10 protein-coding genes and 1 other RNA gene are annotated in these 12,934 nt (G+C 47.0%); 3 read left to right on the plus strand and 8 right to left on the minus strand.

The features are described 5' to 3' along the window. The 3 genes from DW025_RS11850 to DW025_RS11860 all read right to left on the minus strand — a co-directional run bounded on the left by DW025_RS11850 (position 1) and on the right by DW025_RS11860 (position 3,765). The gene (locus DW025_RS11850) at positions 1-2,391 is read right to left on the minus strand and encodes a PEP-utilizing enzyme (RefSeq protein ID WP_120000052.1); all 2,391 of its coding nucleotides are present in this window, start codon (positions 2,389-2,391) and stop codon (positions 1-3) included. Between the two features lie 93 nt (positions 2,392-2,484). Then, entirely contained in the window at positions 2,485-3,027 is a 543-nt protein-coding gene (locus DW025_RS11855) for a nitroreductase family protein (protein WP_015533958.1), read from the minus strand. Positions 3,028-3,051: 24 nt separating this feature from the next. After that, complete coding sequence (locus DW025_RS11860) at positions 3,052-3,765, minus strand: hypothetical protein (RefSeq protein WP_055223258.1); 714 nt, start codon at positions 3,763-3,765, stop codon at positions 3,052-3,054. Positions 3,766-3,963: 198 nt separating this feature from the next. Between DW025_RS11860 and rnpB the strand changes: the two genes are divergently transcribed. Beyond that, positions 3,964-4,323, plus strand: an RNA gene (gene rnpB / locus DW025_RS11865) — RNase P RNA component class A. A gap of 130 nt (positions 4,324-4,453) precedes the next feature. Here rnpB and DW025_RS11870 read toward each other — a convergent pair. The 5 genes from DW025_RS11870 to DW025_RS11890 are packed head-to-tail and all read right to left on the minus strand — an operon-like array spanning position 4,454 to position 10,310. Beyond that, a complete protein-coding gene (locus DW025_RS11870) occupies positions 4,454-5,461 on the minus strand; it encodes a uridine kinase family protein (protein ID WP_055273287.1) in 1,008 nt (335 codons plus the stop codon). 8 nt (positions 5,462-5,469) lie between these two features. Beyond that, a complete protein-coding gene (locus DW025_RS11875) occupies positions 5,470-6,195 on the minus strand; it encodes a tRNA (adenine(22)-N(1))-methyltransferase (RefSeq protein ID WP_120000054.1) in 726 nt (241 codons plus the stop codon). Between the two features lie 47 nt (positions 6,196-6,242). Continuing rightward, the gene (gene rpoD / locus DW025_RS11880; protein ID WP_022216124.1) at positions 6,243-7,430 is read right to left on the minus strand and encodes an RNA polymerase sigma factor RpoD; all 1,188 of its coding nucleotides are present in this window, start codon (positions 7,428-7,430) and stop codon (positions 6,243-6,245) included. Positions 7,431-7,462: 32 nt separating this feature from the next. After that, the gene (gene dnaG / locus DW025_RS11885) at positions 7,463-9,277 is read right to left on the minus strand and encodes a DNA primase (RefSeq protein ID WP_022216125.1); all 1,815 of its coding nucleotides are present in this window, start codon (positions 9,275-9,277) and stop codon (positions 7,463-7,465) included. A 28-nt stretch (positions 9,278-9,305) separates the two neighbouring features. Beyond that, complete coding sequence (locus DW025_RS11890) at positions 9,306-10,310, minus strand: deoxyguanosinetriphosphate triphosphohydrolase (RefSeq protein ID WP_022216126.1); 1,005 nt, start codon at positions 10,308-10,310, stop codon at positions 9,306-9,308. A 160-nt stretch (positions 10,311-10,470) separates the two neighbouring features. Here DW025_RS11890 and uvrC point away from each other — a divergent pair, with 160 nt between their 5' ends. Together uvrC and yfbR are read left to right on the plus strand one after the other, a co-directional pair. Beyond that, positions 10,471-12,294: an excinuclease ABC subunit UvrC gene (uvrC, locus tag DW025_RS11895; RefSeq protein ID WP_120000075.1), complete on the plus strand. Its 1,824-nt coding sequence runs from the start codon at positions 10,471-10,473 to the stop codon at positions 12,292-12,294. A 13-nt stretch (positions 12,295-12,307) separates the two neighbouring features. Beyond that, on the plus strand, positions 12,308-12,910 hold the full coding sequence (gene yfbR, locus DW025_RS11900) for a 5'-deoxynucleotidase (RefSeq protein WP_117549350.1): 603 nt from the start codon (positions 12,308-12,310) through the stop codon (positions 12,908-12,910). The last annotated feature ends 24 nt before the right edge of the window (positions 12,911-12,934 follow it).

Below are 12,934 nucleotides of genomic sequence, written 5' to 3' on the forward strand. Positions count from 1 at the left end.
CTATACCCCCTTTGTTATCTTACCGTGTGCACAGTCGAGCGTCACCGTCTGCTGTTTTTCCACGAAACTGTATATGCAGTCTCCGCAGCCTATTGCCGCCGGGATGTTGAACTCCGCACACCTTATCGCCATGTGGGATGCAACTCCGCCGTATTTCGTTATAAATCCTTTTATCCCCTTTGCAAATATCCAATCGTATCCCGGATCCGCCTTCGGGAGAACTACTATCTTATCCTGAACGTCAGCCACATCCTCGTGATCCTCATTCTCATAATTTTCAAGCAGGAGAATGTCACCCGTGACGCATTCAGATGTTATGAAGTTAGGTCTGGCCTCCCATATCTCTATGCATTTTAACTGCAACGGATCATATATGACATCCGGCAGTATAAGCATGGACGCCCTCTGGAATTTCTTTTTGTTCTGATCTATGTTCTTTCTCCATATATCGCCTGTGAATTCCGCAGGTCTGTTCACCATAAGCTGAATATCCGGCACCTCAAGATATGCCATGTCTTCCTTGCTTATGCCAAGTTTATCGCCTATATCTATAAGTATGTCTATGGCAAGGCTTAATGTCTTGGTGAACTCGAACTTGAAGAATTCCCTCTCCTCCATGGAATCCTTGAGGAAATCCAGAAATTCCCTGAGGTCCACATAAAAGCCTATATCCTCAAGTGCCTCCATGAGCTTAACCGAATCCAGAGGATTATGCTTAAGCTCCTCTATGGTCTGCCTCTGCTTTCTCGCAGCAGCGCTTCCCTTGGACAGGTCGAACTCGCGCTGGGCGTATGTCTCGCAGGTTATGTCGTATGTGCCTGAACGCAGATGTCCATATTTTTCATCAAATGTAACTCTTGTTATCCTGCCGTCCACCAGATCCTGAAAGTCAGAATCGTACTCCGACGCAACAGTATATATCGACATCATAAAATCGTCTATCTCTTTGTCCGTAAAATATCCTCTGTACACAAGGGATCTGCTAATCGCCTTCGATATGAATGCCAGTCTCGCCTGTCGCGCAAATTTCGGGGTTCCGTAATGCTTTATGCTCTCTATGAGCTGTACAAAATACTGTATCAGCGTTACCACATCATTGTGCGCCATAAGCCAGTTGCTTCTCGTATTCTCACGGTGGACACGAAGGCCGTTAAGAGCCCTGAGATCCTTCATCCTGTTTCTATTGAAATTGCATATCGCATTGTTTGTCAGATTGAACAGCGAATCCGAGAGGTCCTCAATCTCCTCCCTGGTGAACCCGGCTTCCGTCAGTGCCCCCAGCTTGTCCTCCGTCGAGAAGTCATATTCGGAAAATGCTATCTCAAATTCTATCTTGTCATGGGCGGTCGGATCATCTATAAGCTTCTTATCGTAATACTTCAGAAGCTTCGCCTCCAGCCTGTCATCCAGTTCATCCGGCATCAGCCCCAGGAACGACTTCTTAAGAGATATGTACGGCTTGTTGCCAAGCTTATACATGAGGTCTCCATCCACCTCTCTGTAACCAATGTAGCTGAGTCCCTGATTCCATGCCGCAGACGTGATGATCTCCCTGTACAGGGAATAGTCAAGCGGATGGGGATTTTCACCTATGATCTCCGCAGGATTCCAGAATGCCATATCCGACAATATGGTGTTCCTGTCCCCAACCAGGCTGCTGATCTCCCTGTATGTATCCTCAGCCTCCAAAACAGTCCTGAACACCTCTTCGTCATCGACATCGGAGTGAACACCATTGATGCTGGCTGCAAGAGGTCTCATCTGAAATATCGTGACTGTATTGTCCTCATATATTGCGAACTCCACATCCAGTGGATATTCAGGGTGCATCTCCTCCAGCTCACGCATGGATCTGATGAGCGCAGCCCAGTTCGCCGGCAGCTCATCACAGTCCACATTCCTGATTATGTATACCGTCTTTCCTCCCCTTCCGCTTGTAACCGCGTCTGTGGATGAATCATCGTAGGTTATCGTATAATATGGCCTGTCCTTCTTGATCTCCCTTGAAAATATAACGCCGCTGTAGCTGATATTCGTGATCTGTCTCTGTATGAGAACCTGTTCGCCGGACACATCGTCCAGATCACATTTATATGAATCCAGCACTTCCCTGACTGCCCTTACTACCGCCTCTCCGTCTGAAGGGTCCACTCCCAGAATACTCTCATAGTGACCGGCATTCGAAGTGTTGAGTCCGTCTTCATTTGAGGACGAGCTTCTGACCACGATATACCCTCCGGCAAATTCTTCTGCTATCTCCGCCGCAAGTCCATACGGATCGGCATCAAGCTCAGCTCCGGTTACTATCTTCAGCTTTTCCACTCTCGAATACTTCAATTTTCCATACAGGCTCTTAAGAACATCAGCCTTTGAAGAAATCCTGTCTGCCATGTTGCCTCCTTATTAAAAAAAGCTGCACTTAGTGTATACTAAAGTGCAGCTTACATCAATTTCTTTTTATATGTAATTGTACCGTTCTGTGATCTACTTCACTGTGAGAAGGTCGTCCACTGACTTTCTAGGCGGCATCTCCGGTGCAAATGCAGGATAACCCATAGCCACAACTGCGGCAACAGTCTGTCCATCAGGAATACCAACTATCTCTCCTACCTTTGCATCGTCAAATATTCCGAGTATGACTGTTCCAACGCCCTTATCATGAGCGGCAAGACAGAATGTCTGGGTTGCTATACCGGCATCGAACATCTCCCACTCGCTGCCCTTGCTTGTGCTGAACTCTCCTGACTTCTCATAGCCACATATTCCGTCCTTCTTGGTGACTATCATGAGCTGCTTCGCTCTGCTGACTGTCTTCTGGTTGAGAGGGAAATCCATAACGCCCTCTGCAGCTATCTTAGCTATGATCTCCGGATCCTCCACAAGTGTATATCTGATAACCTGTGTATTCTTCCATGATGGCGCATATGACGCCAGCTCAACAATCTCTCTGACTGTGTCAACACTCACCATCTCATCTGTAAACTTTCTCACACTTCTTCTGGTCTTGATACATTCTACTGCGTTCATACAATGTCCTCCTGGTGTAAAATCTTATAATAATCCCTGGATATATAATATCCCGCTCGTGAACTTGTCACCGACGTTATTCACGTAATTCCTGTATTCCTTATAGTCTATATAATACTTCTTTCCCCATGAAGATACAACAAGATATTCTCTTCCTTTTATGGTGCACACTCCTGTAACAGTCACATAATGTGAGTGGACATTCTCCCTGATGGAGCTCTTCAGCTCACCGTCCTTGTCCACATAAAGGCTGATACCCTTCTTGCCAAATGGATTGTATCTGTTAGGTCCTATGGCCAGTATGACCGGCTTATTCTTTCTTATGAGATGTCTTATATCTCTCAGCATCGATTCATCGGACTGCATCATCTTCCACTTTGCCTTGAGCCCTATGTCGTTCAGCATGAAATATCTGTTCATCGTATGCTTGAGTGCTATTCCCAGCATACCCTTGTGCATGAGAAGTATCACGTAGTGCACATAGAAAAATCTCACATACTCAAGATAGTCATGCTTGTTGTATAAGCCTTTTGGCTTGTTGATCTTTCGGATGGCATCGGTCATCATATTCGGATTCTGCTCAGCAAGATACATCGTGAGGTCTGCCATGGCTATAACACCACATCCGACCTTCTGCATCTTCTTTGACTTTGACCAGTTCTGATTGCCACCGTAGCTCACCAGATTCAGATTCTTTATCTTCACATAATCTCTATTAGTTAAATATACATCTTCCATTGTTAGTCCTTTCCAGCGCTGTGTGCGCCATATGCCTGAAGTCATATATTAGTCTGCTCGTCTTTGCTATAGATTATATCATGAATCTCAATCCACATCAAGCATTCTTAACTGTGTTAAGTAGTTTTAAAAACTACATTCGTTGTTTTTTGATTATTTTCACTTTACTTTTTGCCGGTGATTTGTTATAAGATTATATGAGTTGGATAAGTGATCGCGGCTGCATTTTTGCAGGTGAGGAAAGTCCGGGCTTCACAGGGCAGGATGCCGGATAACGTCCGGTGGAGGCGACTCCCAGGCCAGTGCAACAGAAATATACCGCCATATTCGTATGGTAAGGGTGGAAAGGCGAGGTAAGAGCTCACCGCTGCCATGGTAACATGACAGGCTCTGTAAACCCCATCCGAAGCAAGACCAAATATAGCTTCTGCAAAGGAGCTTGTGGAATGATACAGTTGCCCGCTGCATTCCAGGTAGGTTGCTTGAGTTTTATGGTAACATAAATCCTAGATAGATGATCACTCTCGACATAACCCGGCTTACAGTCCAACTCATTCCCTTTCATAGTATTTTTCTTATATTTTGAACAAAAAATACGGCACGGAGACATTTGATTTGCCTCTGTGCCGTATTTTTTATGCTACTGGTTATTCTTATTGGTTATTCTATATCCTTGTGTGAACCTTCATCATATCCTGAAGCATCCGCCACCTATAAATTCTCTGAGTATGGAATTGGCAGGTATGTATTCCGTGTCTATATCGTGGAACATATCTATCAGACGCAGAAGTCTCGCCGCATCCTGGTAATGCTCTGAAGTCTCATCTACCCCGAGCAGCAATGGTCTCGCCTCACGCCGTATGGCGGTATATTCGTACAACAGTCCCGAGTTAAACATCTCATCAGCCTCGCTCTCATATGGGAAGATATATTTCTCCTCTCCCCTTCTGACTGAGCTCCACATGGAAAGTGTCTTCTCCACATCGTTCCCTCTGGTCCTGCTGTCTCTGACTATTCTCCTGAGCAGTCTGCTGTCTATGGTTGAAACCTTTGCCGGCTCGCCGTCCTCACCTTCAACGTACAACTGATTAAGAGGACTTATGTATATCTTGTACTTGTCTTCATCCGCCAGGCCGTATGTCATCTTCGGGTTAAGCGAATGGATTCCTTCCATGATGATAACATCATTTTCACCTATTTTGAGAAGGTCCCCATGATATTCCCTCACTCCGGTCTTGAAGTTGAAAACCGGAAGCTCTATCTCTTCACCGTCCAACAGCCTTGTCATATCCCTATTAAGTGTTTCAAGATCCATGGCCTCCAGGCACTCGAAATCATAGTTGCCATTCTCATCCTTCGGATTGTCTTCACGGTTCACAAAATAGTTATCCGCAGCTATCGCATGTGGTCTGAGTCCCATGGCACGAAGCTGGATACTGAGTCTGTGGGAAAGTGTTGTCTTGCCCGCCGAGCTCGGCCCGGATATCAGTATTATCCTGCGCTTCTGTTCGGAGACTTTTCTGGCTATCTCATACATGCAGTTACTCTGCATAGCCTCGCATACCAGTATGAGCTCCAGTCCCTTTCCTGAATCGATCATCTCGTTCAGCCTGTCGACCGAATCGATACCGACTTTCCTCGCCCACTCCTTTGCAGTTGTCTTTAATGATGTTATACTTCTCTGCTCATCACCCATATAAATATCTACTCCATATCCGATATAAGTCTCAATGCCTCTTCCATGCATTCCTTTTCATGCGTGAGCTCACCGGCACGCCGTCTGGCATTGACCGTATCCGCCTTCTTCAGTCCTTCAAGGACTTTTCCGGTCGAATCAAGCTTATCCCTCAGATACTCTCCGAGGATCTTGTCATGATTATGTATGAGGTAATATCCGTATTTATAATATACTTCATCCATGGCTGACTTATTACCAAAATCCTGTGCTGTCACATCCACGTTCAGTACACCGTAGTATTTGCCAGCATCTATCAGCATTTTTTCTTCTGTGATCTTCCAGCCATTCTCTGCGATGTACCTTCTCAAATGCTCTGTCTCCGACTGGGGCTGCAGCACGAGCTGACCGGCTGACTGTACCACATCCATGCCGGCTTCAAGTATATCCGTTATGAGGATTCCTCCCATGCCGGCTATTATGATGGAATCCACCTCACCCGGAGATATGGTTGCAAGTCCGTTTCCGAGTCTAAGATCAATACGGTCTGTCATATTCCACCTGGCTATATTATCCCTGGCTATAGCACACGGACCGGTTCTAACATCTGATGCTATGACCCGGTCCGATATGCCATTTGCCACAAGGTATATGGACACAAATGCATGGTCGCATCCAATATCACACACTCTGCCGCCGGGCTTTACCATGTCGGCAACAGTCTTCATACGAAGTGACAATTCTATATCTTTCATAATTATTATCCTCGCACCATCCATGCCAGATCGCGCGGTCCTCTCTGCTAGTTATACAGGAAATCCTTGAGCTTTCTGCTTCTGTTAGGATGTCTCAGCTTTCTGAGCGCCTTTGCCTCGATCTGTCTGATACGCTCTCTTGTGACATTGAACTCCTTGCCGACTTCCTCAAGGGTTCTTGGTCTTCCGTCATCCCATCCAAATCTGAGCTTTATAACTCTCTGCTCTCTCTCTGTAAGTGTGCTGACTACCTCGTCGAGCTGCTCGTGCAGCAGTGTCTGGTTTGTCGCCTCAACAGGTGTAGGGATACTCTCATCCTGTATGAAATCTCCAAGATGGCTGTCCTCCTCCTCACCGATAGGAGTCTCCAGTGATACAGGCTCCTGTGCGATCTTCATGATCTCCTGAACTCTCTCCTTTGGAAGTCCCATAACCTCTCCGACTTCCTCTGGAAGCGGCTCTCTGCCGAGCTTCTGAAGCAGATCTCTGCTCACTCTGGTAACCTTGTTGATGGTCTCAACCATATGAACCGGGATTCTTATGGTTCTCGCCTGATCTGCGATGGCCCTTGTGATGGCCTGTCTGATCCACCATGTCGCATATGTTGAGAACTTGTAACCCTTTCTGTAATCAAACTTCTCCACGGCCTTGAGCAGACCGAGGTTACCCTCCTGTATTAGATCGAGGAATAACATTCCACGTCCAACATATCTCTTGGCTATACTTACAACAAGTCTGAGATTGGACTCAGCAAGCTTCTTCTTTGCCATCTCATCGCCTGCCTCCATTCTCTTGGCAAGCTCTATCTCCTCCTCCGCGCTGAGCAGAGGCACCTTTCCTATATCCTTCAGGTACATCTTGACAGGATCCTGTGTTGTGCTTGATATATCACCTGTATCTGTGAAATCTATCTTCTCAACATCCTCGCCCTCAGCGATCACGTCCTCGTCAAGTGTTGGCTCCTCCTCATCGTCATCTGTTATCTGAAGTATGTCCACACCGTTCTTTTCAAGGAAATTGAAGATCTTCTGCATGGTATCCAGATCAAGGGCAACCTCCTTGAGATCGTTAAAATGCTTGATGAGCTCTGTGTCCTCTATAACGTTCTTCTTGCTGTGAGCTATGTCAAGCAATTCCTGAAGCTTTGTGTTGAACTTTGCGTTGATCGCATCGTCCTCACTCACCTTGATCATATACTTGTCTTCATTTGAATTGATCGCATCCATTGTACTCATATCTTTCCTCCACATAATGTATTGTTTATTTCTTATAAAATAACTTTAAACTTTTCTATCTTTTTCCTGTCCTTGATGAGCTGCTGAACCTTCATCATGTCATTCTCGCTCTCAAGCTGCTTTTTTATGCTGGCAAGCTTTATCTTTTTCACGACCTCGGTTATGGCATTGCCAACCTCCTCCTCGGTCATGTCTATCGCCAGATCTGTCTGGAGCATGCCTGCCACCAGTCTCTGTTCCTCCACATCCTGGAATGTGTTCACCACCACAGCGGGCTCAACCTTGTGCTTCTCCCTGTACTGTGAGTACAGCTTGTCCGCTACGGTCCGGTATATTCCCGGCTCAAAGTCCGCCTCACTCACCACGCCGTCAAGTCTGGCAAACAGCTCCGGCCGGTTCACAAGCCATGTGAGCAGCAGCTTGGCGGTCTTATTATCCTTTGTCTCAGGTCTTCCCGGAGCTCCCGCGCTCTGGTCTCCCGGGAACTCTTCATAGCCCTGCTGTTCCTGGAGTCTGCGGGTCTCCCGCTCCACTATCTCCGGCTTTGCCGTGCCCGCAACACCGTAGGCATGTACCTTCGCGGCAAGGGCATCCTTGTCGATCACATATTTCCTCGCTATGGCATCGACATAATTATTTCTCTCCAGGTCGTCCTCAATATATGCCAGTTCCCTCGCTATCTGGTTCTGGAACTTGGTCAGCTCACCCGGATCGCTCTGGTCATATTCCTCAGAATATATCCTTGCAAGGAACATCATTCCGCTCTCAGCTTTCTTTATCCTCTCCTCAAATGCCTCGCTTCCAAGGTTCTGTATGAACTCATCGGGATCCTTGTACGGTCTCATATTGATGACTCTTGCGCCGACTCCGACCTCCCGGAGAATTGCTATAACCTTCTTCGTCGCCTCCACGCCTGCGCCGTCACTGTCGTACGCCAGATAAACCTCATCGGCATATCTCTTTATTATCCCAGCATGTCCAAATGTAAATGCCGTTCCAAGGGATGCCACGGCATTGTCAAATCCTGCCTGATGCATGGAGATGACATCCATATATCCCTCACAGCATATAAATCCTTTTCTCCTGCTCCGCCTTGCTATGTTCATGGCAAACAGCGTATGGCTCTTGTCGAACACCGCAGTATCACTGGTATTTATATATTTCGGTTTTCCATCGCCCATGACTCGTCCGCCAAATGCGATGACCTTGCCGTTTATATCCAGTATCGGGATCATGGCTCTGTTCCAGAACTTGTCCACACCGCCTTCCTTCTCGCTGATCTCAACAAGTCCCGAGCCCTTCATCTGATCATCTGTATATCCCTTGCTCTTCAGATACCTGTACAGATCATCCCTGTATATATCTGAATATCCAAGCGCAAATTTATTTATCGTCTCATCAGAGAGACCTCTTGTCTCGTGAAAATACTCATAAGCCTTCTCACCATGCTGGCTGTGCTTCAATATATAATGAAAATATGCAGCCGCAGTCTTGTTCATCTCCCTGAGCGTTATCTTATACTGCTCCCTCGACCTCTCCTGGGCGTTCATGGACTTCTCAGGGAGCTGTACTCCAGCCCTCTCCGCAAGTCTCTCCACAGCCTCCGGGAAATTGAGGTTCTCATATTCCATGACAAATGTAAACACGTTGCCACCGACTCCGCAGCCGAAGCAGTGATACATCTGTTTTTCCCTGTTGACCTTAAATGACGGAGTCTTCTCATGATGGAACGGACAGCATGCCTCGTAATTCGCGCCCTTCTTCTTAAGGCTTGCGTAGCTTCCGATAACATCCACTATATCATTTCTTGACAAGACTTCATTTATCACGTCATCCGAATAATACAATTCGATTCCTCCTGTTTGTCAGGTATGCTCAGACCTTCCAGGACTTCGGTATATATATACTCTTAAATGTCTCTATCGCATAATTGTCTGTCATACCAGCTATGTAGTCGCACACGACTGTCTTGGGATCCTCTCCCATATATATCATCTCAACACATTCATTTGTCAGCCTGCTGGCGTCCTCAATGAAGTATTCATACAATATCCTCAGCATCTTGTCGGCCTTGAGCTCCTCGCTCTTGGCTATCGGGTTAGTGTAGAGATATCTGAACATGTATGTTCTCAGCTTCCCCAGAGCATCCCCGATCTCCGCCGACATACCGACATAATCCTTGTCCTGACTCGTATTTATCACATCATGTATGAGACAGTTCAGTCTGGTGCGGGTATTCTTCCCGAGAATGTCGGTGATATTGGTCGGAAGATCCTCCTCCTTCAATATGTTACCCCTTATCGCATCATCTATATCATGATTGACATACGCTATCTTGTCCGCCAGTCTCACACACTGTCCCTCCAGCGTATGCGGAGTGCATGATGTCTTATGGTTTAGCATTCCGTCCCGGACCTCCCAGGTGAGATTAAGTCCCTCACCACGGTTCTCAAGACGTTCCACAACCCTTACGCTCTGAACATTGTGGCTGAAATTATTGCCCGCGCAGGCCGCAAGTGTCCGCTCACCGACATGTCCAAATGGCGTATGTCCCAGGTCATGTCCCAGCGCTATCGCCTCCGTCAGATCCTCGTTAAGCCTGAGTGATCTGGCTATCGTCCTTGCTATCTGCGACACCTCCAGAGTATGGGTCAGTCTGGTCCTGTAGTGATCATCACCCGGCGACAGAAATACCTGAGTCTTATGCTTAAGTCTCCTGAACGCCTTGCAGTGGAGTATCCTGTCCCTGTCTCTCTGGTAGACCGTTCTGAGGTCGCACTGCTCCTCCGGTCTGTCACGTCCTGTGGACTGATCACTGAACGCCGCATATCTGCTGAGCACTTCGTGCTCCCTTTTTTCCTGCTGTTCCCGTATCGTCATAGAATCTCTCCTATCACATGATCAATATTTCTTACCACACATTTTTATTATTCTCCGTTTTTTCTCAAAATCCTTTTTTATTTTTCAAATTTTCTGATGAAAGAATGACATGATAGTAAGTATAGTGATATACTTATCTAAGATTTTTGAGGTGAATGACATGTTTGATTTTGAAGAAGAACTTAAGAAGCTCCCCCATGTCCCAGGAGTATATCTCATGCACGATTCGGGGGATCATATTATATATGTAGGAAAAGCCATAGATCTGTACAACAGAGTACATCAGTATTTCCAGACCGGCTACAAGAAATCCCCGAAGATTCAGAAGATGGTATCCCATATTGCATGGTTTGAATATATTGTCTGCGGTTCAGAGATCGAGGCTCTCGTTCTAGAGTGCAACCTTATAAAGGAGCACAGACCGCACTACAACACCATGCTCACGGATGACAAGGGTTATCCCTATATCCGCATTACTGTGGAGGAGGATTACCCGCGCATACTGTACAGCCATCAGATGAAACGGGATCACTCCAAATATTTCGGCCCATACACCAATTCCAAAGCGGTGAAGGATATCATAGAGCTGATGAAAAAGCTGTATCACATCAGGAGCTGCAACAAGGTTCTGCCAAGGGATATGGGCCTTGAAAGGCCCTGCCTGTATCACCAGATAAAGCAGTGCATGGCGCCCTGTCAGGGATATATCTCCAAGGATGATTACAACAAAAATGTCCAGGATGCCATAAGCTTTCTGAACGGCAACCACGGCCATGTGATCAGGGATCTCGAAAAGCAGATGAAGGAGCTGGCCGAGGATATGGAATTTGAACAGGCCGCCGAGATCAGGGATCTGATAAAGAGCATCCATCACATTGAGTCCACCCAGAGAGTCGGTGACACAAGCGCAGACGACAGGGATGTGATCGCCATGGCCACCGATCTTGGAAATGAGTGTGTCATATCCATATTCTTCATAAGATCCGGCAAGATGATCGGCAGGGAACACTACCACATGAGCGGCGTAAATGCTGAGGCTTACAGCACGATCATGGAGTCTTTTCTCAAGCAATACTACGCTTCCACTCCATATCTGCCAAAGGAGATCATTATCGAGCAGCAGATCGAGGACTACAAGGTCATCGAGGAATATCTGAGCGCCCGCCGGGGAAGTCAGGTACACATCATTGTTCCCCAGAAGGGAGACAAGCAGAAGCTTCTCAAGCTGGCAAAGGACAATGCTTTTCTGGTCATGAACCAAGATGCCGACAAGCTCAAGCGTGAAAAGGAGCGCACTGAGGGTGCGGCAAATGAGCTGGCACAGCTTATCGGAGTTTCATCCGCAAGACGCCTTGAAGCATTTGATATATCGCATATAAGCGGCTATCACTCCGTGGCATCCATGGTGGTATTTGAAAACGGACGCGCCAAGAAGAATGACTACAGAAAGTTCAAGCTCAGGACCATAGACGGGCCGGATGACTACGCAAGCATGAGGGAGGTACTCACAAGAAGGTTCACAGACGAGCGGTTTAATATCTACCCTGATGTACTCATGATGGATGGCGGCCGGGGTCAGGTCAACATAGCTCTGGAGGTTCTTGACGAGCTTGGTCTCAACATCCCGGTATGCGGAATGGTAAAGGATGACCACCACAGAACCAGAGGACTCTATTACAACAACAAGGAGATAGATTTTCCTGCAAATACACAGGCCTTCAACATGATAACAAGACTTCAGGATGAGGCCCACAGATTTGCAATCGAGTACCACAGAAGTCTCAGAAGCAAATCCCAGATTCACTCAGTTCTAGACGATATTGAGGGCATCGGTCCGGCAAGGAGAAAGGCTCTTCTGGCATACTTCAAGGACATAGACAAGATCCGTGCCGCCAGCATTGCTGATCTCGAGATCCCGCAGGGAATGAACAAGACTGCAGCCACTGCGGTATATAACTTTTTCCACAACGATAAACAGAAGTAACGAGGATTTTATGATGGAATACAACTTTTTTGCACTTATATCACGAATGAAATATATTGACAGATGGGCACTCATGAGGAACAACCGCGAGGAGAATCTGTGTGAGCACTGCCTGGAGGTGAGCATGATAGCCCACGCACTGGCAACCATCGGCAATGTACGCTACGGCAAGACTCTGAACGCCGAGAGAGCTGCACTCATAGGTCTCTATCACGATGCATCGGAGATCATCACCGGCGACATGCCGACCCCAGTGAAATACTACAACGATGATATCAAGACAGCCTTCAAGGATGTGGAAGATATCGCATGCCACACACTGCTTGACAAGCTGCCGGACGATCTCAGACCAGCCTATGAACCGATATTCTTTAAGGATGCCGACGACGAGAATGATGTATATCTTTGGAAGCTCGTCAAAGCGGCTGACAAGCTGTCCGCCCTGATCAAATGCATGGAGGAGACAGGATCGGGAAATACCGAGTTCTCCAGTGCCATGGGTACGATCATGAATTCCGTGTCACAGATGGCTGAGACTTATCCCGAGGTAAACGACTTCGTGTGTGAGTTTTTACCGGCATACGGCAAGACCCTGGACGATCTTCAGCAGATATAATCTAAAGCAGATATAGAAAAAAGA

Origin of the sequence: Coprococcus sp. AF38-1, from assembly GCF_003603945.1 — a bacterium.
GTDB classification, from domain to species: Bacteria; Bacillota; Clostridia; order Lachnospirales; family Lachnospiraceae; genus Coprococcus; species Coprococcus aceti.

Coding starts and splice junctions, on each gene's coding strand:
- DW025_RS11850 (WP_120000052.1), bottom strand. CDS start 2,391: ATGGCAGACAGGATTTCTTCAAAGGCTGATGTTCTTAAGAGCCTGTAT.
- DW025_RS11855 (WP_015533958.1), bottom strand. CDS start 3,027: ATGAACGCAGTAGAATGTATCAAGACCAGAAGAAGTGTGAGAAAGTTT.
- DW025_RS11860 (WP_055223258.1), bottom strand. CDS start 3,765: ATGGAAGATGTATATTTAACTAATAGAGATTATGTGAAGATAAAGAAT.
- DW025_RS11870 (WP_055273287.1), bottom strand. CDS start 5,461: ATGGGTGATGAGCAGAGAAGTATAACATCATTAAAGACAACTGCAAAG.
- DW025_RS11875 (WP_120000054.1), bottom strand. CDS start 6,195: ATGAAAGATATAGAATTGTCACTTCGTATGAAGACTGTTGCCGACATG.
- rpoD (WP_022216124.1), bottom strand. CDS start 7,430: ATGAGTACAATGGATGCGATCAATTCAAATGAAGACAAGTATATGATC.
- DW025_RS11890 (WP_022216126.1), bottom strand. CDS start 10,310: ATGACGATACGGGAACAGCAGGAAAAAAGGGAGCACGAAGTGCTCAGC.
- uvrC (WP_120000075.1), top strand. CDS start 10,471: ATGTTTGATTTTGAAGAAGAACTTAAGAAGCTCCCCCATGTCCCAGGA.
- yfbR (WP_117549350.1), top strand. CDS start 12,308: ATGGAATACAACTTTTTTGCACTTATATCACGAATGAAATATATTGAC.